Genomic DNA, 13,917 nt, shown 5'->3' on the forward strand with positions numbered 1-13,917 from the left:
CCCCTCGGCCGCCGTCGCGCCAGGCCGGGCCATTCCGCGCACCAGGAGAAGCGCATGCGTTCGAAGTCACTGCAGTACGCCGTTTTTTCGGCCCTCTTGGCCCTGCCGCTGCGCCCGGCCGACGCCAGCAACCCGCACACCGTCGATGGCCAGGACTGCAGCGCCTGGCTGCCGACCGCCCCGCTGTCGGAGCGGGTGCGGCAGGTCCGCGCCTGCGAGAACTTCCAGATCGCCAACGCGATGAAGCTGGCCCAAGAGTTCGATACCGGCAGCAACGGCCTGCCCAGCGACTGGGGCCAGGCGGCCACCTGGTACCGGGAGACCCTGCAGCTGGCCCGCGGCGTGTCGAAGGCGTCGATGGGCGCCCGGCGTGCCGAGGCGGCGCAGCAGCGCCTGTCCGAGATGCTGGTGACGGGCGGTCCCGGCCTGGCGCGCAACCTGGCGGAGGCGCAGCGCCTGATGCCGGCCAACATCAGCCCGGGATACTGGGAGTTCACCACCCGGGCCCAGGTCAACGGCCAGGAGGTCGCGATCGAAGACGGCGGCCGCCAGGCCCTGTGCATCACGGCGGACGACCTGCCCACCACGTCGCCCTTCGCCCTGGCCGCGGTGCACGACAACTACCTTGCGATGGGCTGCGAGATCGAGCAGGTCCGGATGGGCGTGCTCGATGCCGAGGTCAGCGTGGACTGCGAAACTTTCTACGACGACGACTGGGACGAGACCTTCGGCCAGCTCGCCAAGCTCATGGTGAAGTACCAGGGCGAGACGGCCGAAATCGCCATCGTCGCCACCGCCTATCCGGAAGGCGCCCAGACCACCAGCCTGACCACGGCGCGCCGCCTCCGGGCCTGCTGAGCCCCGCGGCCAGGCGGGGCCGCGGCTAACGCGAGAGCATGCCCTCGGCGCGCAGCCAGGCGATGGTGTCGGCCAGCAGCGCCGGCAGCGGGGTGCTGCGGTAGCCCAGCTCGCGTTCGGCCTTGCCCGAGTCCACCACCAGGTCGTGGCAGGTGAAGGCGACCGCGGCCGGCGTGAGGTCGGGCCGCTTGCGGGTGAGGCGCGAGACCAGGTCCATCGTGCGGGCCAGGCCGCGCAGCAGCCAGGCCGGCATCGGCTTGCTCGGCGTGGGCTTGTCCAGCTGGCGACCGATCTCCGTCACCAGGGCCTGGAAGCTGGCGTGCTCGCCGCCCACCAGCCAGGTCTCGTCGCGCGCCGGCTGGCGCCAGGCACGGACCTGCGCGCGGGCGATTTCGCGAACGTCGGCGAAGGCGCCCGAACCGGGCGGCGCGCCCGGCAGCTTGCCGGCGTCGACCAGGCGGATCAGGTTCGACCAGTTGTTGCGGTCGCCCGGCCCGAGGATGTGCGAGGGCTGGAAGATCAGGAACGGCAGCCCGGATTCGCGCACCAGGCGCTCGGCGGCATATTTGGTGCGCTCGTAGTTGATCCAGGACTCGGCGCCGCGCTGCGGCACGTCCTCGCGCAGGGTCTGGTGCACGAGGTGCGAATAGGCCGACACGCTCGAGGTGTGCACGAAGGTGGTGACGCCCGCGGCGCGCGCGGCCTCGAGCAGGCGCCCGGTGCCGCCGACGTTGGTTTCGGTCTGGGCGGCGTCGCCCGGACCCCAGTTGTTGGTGTCGGCCGCGCAGTGGAACACCGCCGACACGCCCGCCATCGCCGCCGCCAGGGCCGCCGCGTCGCCGAGGTCGCCCCGCACCGGCGTCGCGCCCGTCGCCGCCACCGCGGCATCGCCACCGGGGCTGCGCGACAGGCCGCGCACGGTGGCGCCTTCGGCGACCAGTTCGCGCAGCAGGTGTTGGCCAAGGAAGCCGGTGGCGCCGGTGACCAGGACGGTGGGCATGTCGATTCCTTGGCGTGGGGGCACCGGATGGTTACCTGCCTGCCCCGGCTTGGCAAATGCCGGCCGGATAACCTCGTCCGCGAGGCAGGAAGACGCGCACCTCAGTCCGTCACCAGCGGTTCGGTATGGATGGTTTCCTTCGGGTTCCAGTACCAGTGGAAGAATCCATTCTTCAGCTGCAGCAAGGTGTCGGTGCGCAGGCTGTCCTGGTGGAGGTTTCCCCAGCACGCCCGCGCGGAGTTGCGGTTGTTGTGCAGGTCGATGCATTCGTCGTCGGGTCGCGCCGGCTTGGGCGGGATGTAGAGCGCGCTGCCGCGCGGCACCCACAGGTCGGCCAGGCGGATCTTTCCGAGCCGGGGCCAGTAGCGACCCACCGACGTCACCAGCGGCAGCTTCGGATCGACGGACGCGAAGACATGCGGGAAGTCGTGGTGCTCGAGATCGGTGCAGACGACGCTGAGCAATTGGTTGCCCGTGCCCTGATAGGGCGACCAGTGGCCGGCGAACACGCCGTACTCGTACTGGACCTGAGAAAGTTTCTTGACCGGGCTCTCCAGCCGGACTGCCTGTCCCGGCGCCACCAGCGTGATGCCGAACGCCGCGGCCACGGCCGGCGTCGCCCACATCGGGGCGTAGGCGACCGTTTCCGCCACGATGCCCAACTGCTTCTCGATGCCGTAGGGCGGCGTCTTCTTGGTCCCCTTGATGCGGGAAACCACGTATTCATTGCCCATCGCCACGCGCGGGTCGGTGGCGGCGGCCGGGATCAGTTCGGCCTTGCGCGGCAGCGTCTTGCGGTACCGGGGCCGGCCCCCGTCGTTGAAGAAATACGGCGTGCGGTCCAGGTCGACCCCTACCTCGCCCTTTTCCCGGATGAACACCGGGGTCGCGAACTTCATTTCCGCCATGGCCACGCTCTCCCTTGTGCGTCCGTAAAACTATACTTCGGCCATGCCCGCCCACCCGACGCCGCCCAACCACCTGCTGCAGCTGCTGCCGGACGTCGTCGTGCAGACCGACGCGGTCTGGGGGATCACTTACTTGAACCCCGCCTGGGAGAAGGTCACCGGGCATCCCCGGGCCGGCGCGATCGGCCGGTCCCTGCTCGACTTCGTGCATCCCGACGACCGCGGCACGCTGCGCTCGGGCATGCCGGTGTTCCGGCTGCGCTTCGCCGGCGACGACTACCGCTGGGTCCGCCTGCAGCTGCAGGCCGACACCGATGCCGCCGACCGGGTGCTCAGCCGCCAGGGCATGCTGGTCGAGATCACCGAGCTCACCGAGCAGGTGCTGGTCGAAGTGCGGCAGCGCTTCCTGCGCCTGCTCGAGACCATCGACGGCGTGGTCTGGGAGGCCGAGCGCGGCGTCGGCAACACCTTCCTGAGTCCGCAGGTCGAGCGCCTGTTCGGTTACACGGTGGAGGAGTGGCGCGCGGACCCCGGCTTCTGGCGCGCGCACGTGCACCCGGACGACTTCGCCGAGGCGCATGCCATCGACGAAGCCGCGTACAACGCCAGCCACAGCTACGCCTACGAGATGAGCTACCGCCTGGTCGCCAAGGGCGGCAAGGTCGTCTGGGTGCGCGACCTGTGCCGGGTGATCGTGGAGCCCGGCCGGCCGAACCGCATGATCGGCCTGATGATCGACGTGAGCCGGCAGAAGCAGACCGAGCTCGAGCTGGTGCAGTCGGACAACCGCTACGCGCTCGCCACCCGCGGCTCCAACGACGGCATCTGGGACTGGGACCTGCGGACCGACGTGATGCATGCGTCCGCGCGCTTCCACCAGATCCTCGGGCTGGAAGGCACGCCCGGGCAGCATGCCGGCGGCTGGCGCTTCCTCGCGCCGCTGGTCGACCCGGACGATCGTGAGCGCGTCCAGGCGACCTACCAGCGGCATCTGCGCGGCGACACCCCGAACTTCTCGGTCGACTTCCGCGCGCTGCATGCGTCCGGGCGACTGGTGTGGGTGAACTGGCGCGGCGTGGCCCAGGTCGACCAGGGCACGCCGGTGCGCATGGCGGGCTCGCTGAGCGACCTGGCGGAGCGGGGCAGCTCCTACGACTTCCTGACCAGCCTGCCGGGGCGCCCCCTGTTCCGCGATCGGCTCGAGCACGCCATCGCCGTGCAGCAAGGCGCCGCGTCCCGGGATGCGCCGCTGGCGCGACAGGGGGAGTCGACCGCCTTCGCGGTGCTGCTGCTCGACCTGGACCAGTTCAAGGCGGTCAACGACACGCTCGGCCACCACGCCGGCGACCGGCTGCTGCAGCAGGTGGCGCGCCGCCTGGAGGCCAGCGTCCGGCCCGCCGACCTGGTCGCGCGCATGAGCGGTGACGAGTTCAACGTGCTGCTCGAGGCGGTCGACCCCGCCACCGCCCGCGCCCGGGTGAAGCAGATCGCCGCCGCGCTGGCCGCGCCCTACGTGCTCGATGCGCACACCGTGGCGGTCACCGCCAGCATCGGCGTGGTCGTGAGCGAGGCCGGCTTCTCGACCACCGATGACTACCTGCGCGCCGCCGATGCGGCGATGTACCGGGCCAAGAGCGAGCAGCTGGGCGTCCACGTCCTCAACGGCTGAGCCCGGGCCTCCGGCCCCGTGGGCCCGGCCCACCGTCAAGCCCCGTGTGGCCGTATTGTGAAACCAGTCACGTTTCGGAGATTATGCTTGAGCAAAACTTGCTAACCCCCCGGTACCGTTGAAGAACATGAGCCCGCTGCTCCCGCTTCCCCTGCCCCTGGCCTCCGTGGCCTGGCTCACCGGTTTCCGGCGGGTTCCCGACAACTGCGTGGTCACCGTGCACCGCTTCGGTCGCTTCGTCCGAGCCCTGGGCGCGGGCTGGCGCTGGACCGTGCCGGGCCTGGACCAGCTGGGCCAGCCGGTCTGCCTGATCGGCCACCACCTCGACATCCCCGCCGAAGCCGGCGCCCACGCCGAGCTGTACTACCAGATCCTCGACCCGGCCCGGGCCGGCGCCAACCTCGACCACGTGGACGCCCTGGTCACCGACCAGGCCCGCGACGTGCTGGCCACCCTGCCGTCCCCCGCGGTCGAGCAGTTCAAGGCCGAGATCAACCGCCGCATCGGCGCCCTCGGCCTGCGCGTCATCCGCGCCGCCCTCCACGCCGCCTGAAGCCCAAAAAAGGGGTCAGAGTACATATTTGTTTGAAACGTCAGGCCACGCCTGCCGTTTCAAACAAATATGTACTCTGACCCCTTTTTTGCCGCGACAATGGCGGCATGAATCCGCTGACGCACCTGCTTCCCGAACTCGAGGCCGGCCTGGTCGCGCTGGGCCTGCCCGCGCAGCCGCTAGCCGGCCGGCTGCTGGACTACCTGGCGCTGCTGGACCGCTGGAACCGCACCTACAACCTCACCGCCATCCGCGACCCGCGCGAGATGGTCGGCAAGCACCTGCTCGATTCGCTGTCGATGTGGCCCCATGTCCGCGCCGGCAACCTGGCCGACCTGGGCACCGGCCCCGGCCTGCCCGGCATCCCGCTGGCGCTGGCCGTGCCCGGCCTGCAGGTCACCCTGGTCGAAAGCATCAGCAAGAAGACCCGCTTCCTGCGCGAAGCCGTGCGCCAGCTCGGCCTGGACAACGTGCGCGTGCTCGACGCCCGCGCCGAGACCGTCGACGAACCCGGCGCCTACGACCAGGTCACCGCCCGCGCCATGGACACCCTGGCCGGCATCCTGGCGGTCGGCGGCCACCTGCTGGCGCCCGGCGGCCGGCTGCTGGCGATGAAGGGCCAGTACCCCGAGGCCGAACTGGCCGCGCTGCCGCCCGGCTGGCGGCACGAATCGGTGCACAAGCTCGCGGTTCCCGGCCTCGAAGGCGACCGCCACCTGGTCACGATCACCCGCGACCCCCCGCAGGCGGCATAATCCCCCGTTCGGGCCGACGCCCCGCGGACGCCCGATCCGCGCCACCAACCCCCGGTCACGACGACCGGCGCCAGGAGACTGCATGGGCCGCATCATCGCCATTGCCAACCAGAAGGGCGGCGTGGGCAAGACCACCACCGCCGTGAACCTGGCCGCCGCGCTGGCCGCGGTCCCGCGCAAGGTGCTGCTGGTGGACATGGACCCGCAGGGCAACGCCACCATGGCCTCGGGCGTGGACAAGCGCGAGCTGGAGAACTCCAGCTGCGAGGTCCTGCTGGGCGAATGCCCGGCCAGCGCCGCCATCGTCGCCACCCCCGAGAAATACGACCTGCTGCCCGGCAACATCGACCTGACCGCCGCCGAGATCCGGCTGATGGACGAGTCGGCCCGCGAGCAGCGGCTCAAGACCGCCCTGGCCACCGTGCGCGACCAGTACGACTACATCATCGTCGACTGCCCGCCCTCGCTGTCCCTGCTCACCCTAAACGCCCTGGCCGCGGCCGACGGCGTCATCGTGCCGATGCAGTGCGAGTACTTCGCGCTCGAGGGCCTGAGCTCGCTGGTGGACACCATCAACGCCCTCAAGGCCAAGCTCAACCCGGCGCTTGAGATCGAAGGCATCGTCCGGACCATGTTCGACGTGCGCAACAACCTGGCCAACGCCGTGTCGGGTGAACTGACCCAGCATTTCGGCGACAAGGTCTTCCGCTCGATCATCCCGCGCAACGTGCGCCTGGCCGAGGCGCCCAGCCACGGCCAGTCCATCGTCGGGTATGACCGCGCCTCGCGCGGTGGCATCGCCTACCTGGGGCTGGCGGGCGAGATCGTGCGGCGTGAGAAGAAGCTGTTGAAGGAGTCGGCATGAGCACCAAGAAGCGCGGCCTCGGCCGCGGCCTGGAGGCCCTGCTGGGCACGGGCAACAAGGGCGCGGCGCCCGTCGCCGAAGCCGCCGCGGCATCCGGCGAAGGCCTGCGCAGCCTGCCGATCGACCACCTGCAGCCCGGCAAGTACCAGCCGCGCACCGGCATGGACCCGGCCAAGCTCACCGAGCTGGCCGAGTCGATCAAGGCCCAGGGCCTGATCCAGCCGATCGTGGTGCGCGAGATCGGCACCGGCAAGGACGGCCAGCCGCGCTACGAGATCATCGCCGGCGAACGCCGCTGGCGCGCCGCCACCCAGGCCGGCCTGAGCGACGTGCCGGTGGTGCTGCGCGAGGTCGACGACCGCGCCGTCATCGCCATGGCGCTGATCGAGAACATCCAGCGCGAAGACCTCAACCCGCTCGAGGAAGCGCAGGCGCTCAGCCGCCTGATCGACGAATTCAGCCTCACCCACCAGCAGGCCGCCGAGGCCGTGGGCCGCTCGCGCGCCGCGGTGTCGAACCTGCTGCGCCTGCTGGAGCTGCCCGACGGCATCCGCGAGCTGCTCGAAACCAAGCAGCTGGAGATGGGCCACGCCCGCGCCCTGCTCACGCTGGCCCCGCAGGCGGCGCTGTCGCTGGCCCGGGAAGCCGTGGCCGAGGGCTGGTCGGTGCGCGAAGTCGAGCGCCGCGCGCAGCTGCTGGGCAAGGGCCAGATCCCGGCCAAGAAGGCGGCCAAGCCCAACGGCAAGAAGATCGACGCCGACATCGCCGCGCTCGAGCGCGAACTGTCCGAGAAGCTCAGCGCCAAGGTCGCGGTGCAGCACGGCCGCGGCGGCCGCGGCAAGCTGGTGATCAGCTACCACGGCCTGGACACCCTCGACGGCATCCTCGAGCGCCTGCGCGGCGGGCAGTAGCCGCCGCGCCTTGACGCCCGGCAAGGAAGTTTTAACGCGCCGCCAGCGATAATGGCGGCCTGCTCCCGACGGGCGACCCGCCCAAAGCCAGACGCGTGAACCCTCCCGATCTCTCCGTCGTCATCCCCGCCTTTAACGAGTCCGGCAACCTGCCCGGCCTCGTGGACGAAGTCATCGCCGCGCTGCGTGGCCAGGTCGCCTTCGAGCTGATCGTGGTCGACGACCGCAGCACCGACGACACCCTGGCCGTACTCAAGGCCGCCAAGGCCCGCCACCCGGAACTGCGCGTGCTCTGCCACGACACCCAGAGCGGCCAGAGCACGGGCCTGCGCACCGGCATCCGCGCCGCCCGCGGCGCCTGGATCGCCACCCTGGACGGCGACGGCCAGAACGACCCCGCCGACCTGCCCAAGCTGCTGGCCGCCCGCGACGCCGGGCCGGCCGACGTGAAGCTTTACGCCGGCTGGCGCGTGAATCGGCAGGACACCGGCAGCAAGAAGTGGGCCTCGAAGTGGGCCAACGGCATCCGCTCGCGGCTGCTGCACGACGCCACGCCCGACACCGGCTGCGGCACCAAGCTGTTCGAGCGCGCCGTGTTCCTGGAGCTGCCGTGGTTCGACCACATGCACCGCTACCTGCCGGCGCTGATGCAGCGCGCCGGCTGGCGCACGATCAGCGTGCCGGTGAACCACCGCCCGCGCGGCGCCGGGCAGTCCAAGTACACCAACCTGGGCCGCGCCCTGGTCGGCATCCGCGACCTCATCGGCGTGGCCTGGCTGATCAAGCGCAACCGACGCACCGCCGTCCGCGAGCTGGAGTAAGCCCATGAACTCCGAAATCGTATGGCTGGGCTGGTCCGGCCTGCACATCACCCCGTGGAAGCTGATCGGCTACACCGGCGCCCTGATGTTCGGCGGCCGCTGGGTGGTGCAGTTCTTCGCCTCCCGCCGCGCCGGCAAGCCGGTGATCCCCCGGGTGTTCTGGTACATGAGCCTGGTCGGCGCCATGATGACCCTGAGCTACTTCCTGTTCTCGTCCAAGCAGGACTCGGTCGGCGTCCTCCAGAACCTCTTCCCGACCTTCACCGCCGCCTACAGCCTCTGGCTGGACATCAAACACCGCGGCTGGCACCGGGACCGCGCGTCGCACTAGGGGGGCAAAGAGCCTTTCCTTGGGATCAAAGCGGAAAAAACGGATAAGAGCGGATAGAGCAATTAAGTGGTTGAATTAACAGCTTTTTATCTCGCCTCATCCGCTTTTATCCGTTTTTCCCGCTCTGATCCGCGTTCGAGCCTCTAAAACCCCCACCCTCGCCACGGCCCCCTGAAGTTGTAAGTACTTGCCCACGAAGGCATAATGCGCGGCTCGCTCCGCACCTGCCCCACGGCCCCGGCCCCGGAAGTGCGATTCCGGCCCTTGGCGGAGCGTCTGCTTCATCCCGCATCGCATGCGCCTGCCAGGTCCCCGGACCAGCCGCGCGGGGCCGCCGCCGCCCGGGCTATGGGTGGCCAGTCCTGACCCAGGAGTTGCACCATGAGTCGAGTTTGCCAAGTGACCGGCAAGAAAGTGATGACGGGTAACAACGTCTCGCATGCCAACAACAAGACCCGCCGCCGTTTCCTTCCCAACCTGCACGAGCGCCGCTTCTGGGTAGCCTCGGAGAACCGCTGGGTGAAGCTGCGTGTTTCCGCCAACGCCCTGCGCACCATCGACAAGAACGGCATCGACGCCGTGCTCGCCGATCTCCGCGCCCGCGGCGAAAAGATCTGAGGAGGACTGAACCATGGCATCCAAGCGCGACAAGATCCGCCTGACGTCTTCTGCCGGCACCGGTCATTTCTACACGACCGACAAGAACAAGAAGACCACCCCGAACAAGATGGAGATCAAGAAGTACGATCCCGTCGTCCGCAAGCACGTGATGTACAAGGAAGGCAAGATCAAGTAATCCGCAAAGCGGATTACCTGTAGGAGCGCCTTCAGGCGCGAAGCTTCCCGCCGAACGACTTCGCGCCTGAAGGCGCTCCTGCAGGATCAGGAAAACCCGCCCCAGTGGCGGGTTTTTTTTGGCCGCGGCGGATACCGCTCGCCCCGAGCCCGCCCGACGCTCAGCCAGGCACCGGCAGCGGCTGGTTGCCCCGGCGCAGCAGCAGGGTGATCGCGGCAGCGGGCACCGGTCGCGAGAACAGGTAGCCTTGCGCCTCGTCGCAGCGCAGCAGATGCAGCAGTCGCGCCTGCTCTTCGGTCTCGACGCCCTCGGCCACCACCTTGAGCCTGAGCGCATGCGCCAGGGCGATGATGCTCGACACGATCGCCAGTCCTTCCGGGCCTTCGGTCATGCCGACGATGAATGTCCGGTCGATCTTGAGCGAATTCACCGGCAATCGGGCGACATAGGCCAACGAGCAGTAGCCGGTGCCGAAGTCGTCGATGGCGACGGTGACGCCGGCGGCACGGACGGTCTTGAGCGCCAGGATGTTGGCATCGACGTTGTCCATGATCACCGACTCGGTGATCTCGAGCTCGATCTCGGTCGTCGACTTCTCCGCGGCCAGGTCGACGATTTCGTTGGCGAATCCCGGCTTGCGCAACTGCAGCGGTGACACGTTGACCGCCACCCGCGGCGCCACCAGCCCGAGGTTCCACCAGGCCGCCTGGTCGGCCAGGGCCTGGCGCAACGCCCAGTCGCCCACCTCGCCGATCAGGCCGCACTCCTCCAGGACCGGGATGAAGCGCCCCGGCGCCACCAGGCCCTGCTCGGGGTCCTGCCAGCGGATCAAGGCCTCCAGCCCGACGATGCGACGGTCGGTGATGGACACCTTGGGCTGGTAGTGCAGCACGAACTCCCGGCGATCGATCGCCTGCCGCAGCTTGGACTCCAGGCCCAGGGCTTCGGCGGCGCGCGCGTTGAACTCCGGCGCGTAGAAGACCAGCCGCTCCGAGGACATGCGCGCCCGTCGCAGGGCGGCCTCGGCGTTGCGCAGCAGCGCCTCGGCGTCCTCGCCATCGCTGGGGTGGACCGCCACGCCCGCCCGACACCCCATCCTCAGGTCACCGCCGGCCGTCGGATAAGGCGGCGTGAAGCAAGCCTGCACCATCGCGTTGAACTCATGCAGGCAATCCTGGGCGACGTCGGACACGGAAAACTTCAGCGCGAACACATCCTCGCCCAGTCGCGCGACGTCGTCGTTGATGCCGCGAAGCCGGGCCGCGACCTGGCCCAGGATCTGGTCGCCCACCTCCCGTCCCAGGGTCTCGTTCACGCGCCGGAACCGCTCGATGTCCACCAGCATCACCGCGGTGAACCTGTACCCGGCGTCGTGCCGCGCCTGCAGTGAGCGGGTCACCAACTCGCTGAAAAGGCTACGGTTGGGCAGCCCGGTCAGCGCATCGTACTGCGCCAGGTAGCGCAGGCGCTCGGACTTGCCCAGGTGGTCCAGGGCATAGGTGATGTCGCCTGCCAGCTCGGTCAGCAGCGTCATTTCCTCGGCATCGAAGAAGCCCGGCTCCGCCGCGTGCAGCACCAGCACGCCCACCGCTTCGCCGTCCAACGACAGCGGCAGCGCCGCCAGCGAGCGGGTGCCGGCGGCCGCGGCGGCTTCGAGCAAGGCGTGTCCGCCGGCCACCTCGTTGTAGACGACCGGCAGCGACGCGCGGATGGCATCCGCCCAGGGCCCCTCCAGGACACCGGATGCCGCCAGCCCGTCGTTGAGCTCGTCCAGCAGCGAGCCCTGGCCACCGGCGGCCGCACGAACGTCCAGCGTCCCGCTGGCCTTGTCCAGCAGCCCGATCCACGCCTTCAGGAAGTGGCCCGATTCCACCGCGATCCGGCACGACTGGTCCAGCAACTCGACCTTGTCGTTGGCCCTGACGATCAGGTTGTTGATGCCGCTGAGCACCGACAGCACGCGGTTGAGCCGGCGCAGCCGGGCATCGCTTCGAATCAGCGCCTGCTCGGCCCGGTGCCGCTCGGTGATGTCCCGCAGGAAAACCGTGAACAGCCAGCCCTGGGAGGTGCTCATCCGCGAAATGGAAGCCTCGACCGGGAACTCCTCGCCATCGGCCCGCAGCGCGAACACCGTGCGCGCACCCATCCGGCGGCCGTCTTCCTCGCCGCCTGCGAATCGGTCGACCTGGTGGACGTGGGCGTCCCGGAAGCGCTCGGGTATGAACTTCCCGATCGGCTCGTGGAGTGCCTGCTGCCGCGAGCAGCCGAACATCTTCTCGGCGGCGGCGTTGAACAGCACGATCTTCTGCTCGCCGTCGAGCGCGATGATGGCGTCCAGCGCGGACTCCACCAGTCCCGCCAGACGGGCCTCCGTCTGGGCCAGGCCCTCGTACGCCAGGCCGAGCTGGGTGCTTTTCTCCTCCAGCTTGCGGATCAGGGACTCGCTGTACTGCTTGAGCACCGGGTCCTCGAGCTCGGCGACCGTCACGGGTACCGCGGGCCGTTCCTTCGCCGCGGCGCTGGCCAGGGACTCGAGCAGCACCCGCACCGGCGCCGGCTTGGCGATGTAGGCATCGGCACCCGCCGCGCGCGCCAGCGACCGGTCGGCCGGCGAGTTGTAGGTGCTGGTGTAGAGGATGAAAGGCATCGCCGCGAACTGCGGCTGCTTGCGAACCGCCAGGCAAAGCCGGTAGCCGTCCATGCGCGGCATGAGGATGTCGGAGATCACGCCGTCGACGGGCGTCCGCGCCAGCACTTCCAGGGCGTCCTCGCCGTGGCAGGCCTGCAGCGTCCGGTGGCCCTCCGCCGCCAGCTGGGCGGCGAGCAGGCGGAGGTTGGTCGCATTGTCGTCGACGATCAACAGCGTCATCGCGCGACGCATCGGCAGGAATGCCGCCACCTGCCGCCCGAATTCGCGGGTGTCTATCGGCTTGGTGAGGTAGCCGGCGCATCCGGCCTCGCGGGCCTTGTCATCGTCGCCCTTCATCGCGAATGCCGTCAGCGCCACCACCGGCACGGCGCCCAGGCGCTCGTCCCGCTTGAGCTGCCGCGTCAGCGTCAGGCCATCCATGCCGGGCAGGGCAATGTCCATCAGGATCAGGTCCGGCACCCTGTCGGCCAGGTATCGAAGCGCTTCCTCCGCGTCCGCGGCATGGTCCACGGCGTGGCCATCGAGCTCCAGCACACTGGCCGCCAGCCGCAGGTTGGTCGGGTTGTCGTCGACGATCAGGATGCGATGGCTCATTCCGACATCGCCTTCAGCGGCAGGCGCACCGTGAAACGACTGCCTTCGCCGGGCGTGCTGGTCACCTCGATCCGACCCGCCTGGAGCTCCACCAGCCGGCGGGTCAGGGCCAGGCCCAGGCCGGTGCCGGGCCGGCGCCCGGTGTTCTCGGGCTGGAGCCGCTCGAATTCCCCGAACAGGCGCTGGATGTCCTCCGCCGCGATCCCGATGCCGGTGTCTTCCACCGACAGCTCGAGCTCGTTGCCATCCGAGCGCCCAAGCGTGATCGTCACGCGGCCACCGGGGTCGGTGAACTTGACGGCGTTCGACGCCAGGTTGAGCAACACCTGCTTGAATTTCTGCCGGTCCAACCGGACCTGGGGCAGGTCCTCGGCCACGGCCCAGGAGAACGCGATATTCCGCTCCTCCACCGCCGGTGCCAGCACCACGCAGGCTTCCTCGACCGCGTCGGCAAGCGGGAAGACCTCCTCGTGCAATTCCATCCGCCCGGCCTCGATGCGGGAAATATCGAGCAAGTCGTTGACCAGGTGCAGCAGGTGCCGGCCGCTGTTGAGGATGTCGCGAAGGAAATTCTGCTGGCGTTCGTTGAGCGGACCCGCCTTGCCATCCACCAAGAGCTCCGAGAACCCGATGATGCCGTTGAGCGGCGTGCGCAGCTCATGCGACATGTTGGCGAGGAACTGGCTCTTGAGTCGGCTGGCCTGCAGCAGGGACGCCTCGACCCGCTTTCGCTCGGTGACGTCGCGTATCGCGCTGAGCACCATCGGTCCCGCGGCGGTCTGCAGCGGGCTCAGGCTGATCTCGACCGGGAACTCCTCGCCGTCGCCGCGCCGGCCGTAAAGCTCCAGGCCGGCGCCCATGCCCCGGGTCTTGGGCTGGGCGAAGAAGCGATCGCGATGGCTGGCATGCGCAGCCCGGAAGCGCTCGGGCAGCAGGGTCTCGATCGGTTCGCCCAGCAGCTGCTGGCGCGGCCGGCGGAACAAGCGCTCCGCCTGGGAGTTGGCCAAGGCGATCCGGCCGCGCCCATCCATCATGATGACGGCGTCGGGCATGGCTTCGAGCAGGTCGTGCAGGTTCCGGTCCAGGGAGGCCTCCATCGGCTGCTCCTGTTGCGGGAACGCCCCGCGAGGACGTTCAGGTTTGTGAGAATTCGGCGGCTGGGGCCAGTCTACTCGGCTGCTGCCGAATGGGAAGGGCGAATATTCG

The 13,917-nt window shown here is 69.3% G+C and carries 14 protein-coding genes; 10 read left to right on the top strand and 4 right to left on the bottom strand.

What is annotated here, in order from left to right:
• Positions 1–54: 54 nt before the first annotated feature.
• Positions 55–858, top strand: a complete 804-nt coding sequence (locus VFQ84_RS07825; protein WP_325130938.1) for a DUF3617 domain-containing protein — start codon at positions 55–57, stop codon at positions 856–858.
• Positions 859–883: 25 nt separating this feature from the next.
• Here VFQ84_RS07825 and VFQ84_RS07830 read toward each other — a convergent pair whose 3' ends face one another.
• Positions 884–1,858, bottom strand: a complete 975-nt coding sequence (locus tag VFQ84_RS07830; protein WP_325130940.1) for an NAD-dependent epimerase/dehydratase family protein — start codon at positions 1,856–1,858, stop codon at positions 884–886.
• A 101-nt stretch (positions 1,859–1,959) separates the two neighbouring features.
• Complete coding sequence (locus VFQ84_RS07835) at positions 1,960–2,766, bottom strand: hypothetical protein (protein WP_325130942.1); 807 nt, start codon at positions 2,764–2,766, stop codon at positions 1,960–1,962.
• Between the two features lie 43 nt (positions 2,767–2,809).
• Here VFQ84_RS07835 and VFQ84_RS07840 point away from each other — a divergent pair, with 43 nt between their 5' ends.
• The 9 genes from VFQ84_RS07840 (at position 2,810) to rpmG (ending at position 9,467) form a co-directional block, all read left to right on the top strand.
• The gene (locus VFQ84_RS07840) at positions 2,810–4,435 is read left to right on the top strand and encodes a PAS domain-containing protein (RefSeq protein ID WP_325130944.1); all 1,626 of its coding nucleotides are present in this window, start codon (positions 2,810–2,812) and stop codon (positions 4,433–4,435) included.
• A 127-nt stretch (positions 4,436–4,562) separates the two neighbouring features.
• Positions 4,563–4,988 (top strand): hypothetical protein, encoded by a 426-nt coding sequence (locus VFQ84_RS07845; protein WP_325130947.1) that lies wholly within the window; start codon positions 4,563–4,565, stop codon positions 4,986–4,988.
• Positions 4,989–5,095: 107 nt separating this feature from the next.
• Positions 5,096–5,743, top strand: coding sequence for a 16S rRNA (guanine(527)-N(7))-methyltransferase RsmG (gene rsmG, locus VFQ84_RS07850; protein WP_325130949.1), 648 nt, complete (start codon positions 5,096–5,098; stop codon positions 5,741–5,743).
• 82 nt (positions 5,744–5,825) lie between these two features.
• A complete protein-coding gene (locus tag VFQ84_RS07855) occupies positions 5,826–6,608 on the top strand; it encodes a ParA family protein (RefSeq protein WP_325130951.1) in 783 nt (260 codons plus the stop codon).
• Positions 6,605–7,519: a ParB/RepB/Spo0J family partition protein gene (locus VFQ84_RS07860; protein ID WP_325130953.1), complete on the top strand. Its 915-nt coding sequence runs from the start codon at positions 6,605–6,607 to the stop codon at positions 7,517–7,519. Before VFQ84_RS07855 ends, VFQ84_RS07860 begins: the two co-directional genes overlap by 4 nt.
• Positions 7,520–7,614: 95 nt before the next feature.
• Positions 7,615–8,340: a glycosyltransferase family 2 protein gene (locus VFQ84_RS07865; protein WP_325130955.1), complete on the top strand. Its 726-nt coding sequence runs from the start codon at positions 7,615–7,617 to the stop codon at positions 8,338–8,340.
• Between the two features lie 4 nt (positions 8,341–8,344).
• Positions 8,345–8,671: a lipid-A-disaccharide synthase N-terminal domain-containing protein gene (locus VFQ84_RS07870; protein ID WP_325130957.1), complete on the top strand. Its 327-nt coding sequence runs from the start codon at positions 8,345–8,347 to the stop codon at positions 8,669–8,671.
• Between the two features lie 381 nt (positions 8,672–9,052).
• Positions 9,053–9,289: a 50S ribosomal protein L28 gene (rpmB, locus tag VFQ84_RS07875; protein WP_034212687.1), complete on the top strand. Its 237-nt coding sequence runs from the start codon at positions 9,053–9,055 to the stop codon at positions 9,287–9,289.
• 13 nt (positions 9,290–9,302) lie between these two features.
• Positions 9,303–9,467: a 50S ribosomal protein L33 gene (rpmG, locus tag VFQ84_RS07880; protein WP_034224346.1), complete on the top strand. Its 165-nt coding sequence runs from the start codon at positions 9,303–9,305 to the stop codon at positions 9,465–9,467.
• A 160-nt stretch (positions 9,468–9,627) separates the two neighbouring features.
• Here rpmG and VFQ84_RS07885 read toward each other — a convergent pair whose 3' ends face one another.
• On the bottom strand, positions 9,628–12,711 hold the full coding sequence (locus VFQ84_RS07885) for an EAL domain-containing protein (protein WP_325130965.1): 3,084 nt from the start codon (positions 12,709–12,711) through the stop codon (positions 9,628–9,630).
• Positions 12,708–13,808, bottom strand: a complete 1,101-nt coding sequence (locus VFQ84_RS07890; RefSeq protein ID WP_325130967.1) for a sensor histidine kinase — start codon at positions 13,806–13,808, stop codon at positions 12,708–12,710. Before VFQ84_RS07890 ends, VFQ84_RS07885 begins: the two co-directional genes overlap by 4 nt.
• Between the last annotated feature and the right edge of the window lie 109 nt (positions 13,809–13,917).

The organism is Arenimonas sp. (genome assembly GCF_035721105.1).
Taxonomy (GTDB): domain Bacteria; phylum Pseudomonadota; class Gammaproteobacteria; order Xanthomonadales; family Xanthomonadaceae; genus Arenimonas.

Coding starts and splice junctions, on each gene's coding strand:
- VFQ84_RS07825 (WP_325130938.1), top strand. CDS start 55: ATGCGTTCGAAGTCACTGCAGTACGCCGTTTTTTCGGCCCTCTTGGCC.
- VFQ84_RS07830 (WP_325130940.1), bottom strand. CDS start 1,858: ATGCCCACCGTCCTGGTCACCGGCGCCACCGGCTTCCTTGGCCAACAC.
- VFQ84_RS07835 (WP_325130942.1), bottom strand. CDS start 2,766: ATGGCGGAAATGAAGTTCGCGACCCCGGTGTTCATCCGGGAAAAGGGC.
- VFQ84_RS07840 (WP_325130944.1), top strand. CDS start 2,810: ATGCCCGCCCACCCGACGCCGCCCAACCACCTGCTGCAGCTGCTGCCG.
- VFQ84_RS07845 (WP_325130947.1), top strand. CDS start 4,563: ATGAGCCCGCTGCTCCCGCTTCCCCTGCCCCTGGCCTCCGTGGCCTGG.
- rsmG (WP_325130949.1), top strand. CDS start 5,096: ATGAATCCGCTGACGCACCTGCTTCCCGAACTCGAGGCCGGCCTGGTC.
- VFQ84_RS07855 (WP_325130951.1), top strand. CDS start 5,826: ATGGGCCGCATCATCGCCATTGCCAACCAGAAGGGCGGCGTGGGCAAG.
- VFQ84_RS07860 (WP_325130953.1), top strand. CDS start 6,605: ATGAGCACCAAGAAGCGCGGCCTCGGCCGCGGCCTGGAGGCCCTGCTG.
- VFQ84_RS07870 (WP_325130957.1), top strand. CDS start 8,345: ATGAACTCCGAAATCGTATGGCTGGGCTGGTCCGGCCTGCACATCACC.
- rpmB (WP_034212687.1), top strand. CDS start 9,053: ATGAGTCGAGTTTGCCAAGTGACCGGCAAGAAAGTGATGACGGGTAAC.
- rpmG (WP_034224346.1), top strand. CDS start 9,303: ATGGCATCCAAGCGCGACAAGATCCGCCTGACGTCTTCTGCCGGCACC.
- VFQ84_RS07885 (WP_325130965.1), bottom strand. CDS start 12,711: ATGAGCCATCGCATCCTGATCGTCGACGACAACCCGACCAACCTGCGG.
- VFQ84_RS07890 (WP_325130967.1), bottom strand. CDS start 13,808: ATGGAGGCCTCCCTGGACCGGAACCTGCACGACCTGCTCGAAGCCATG.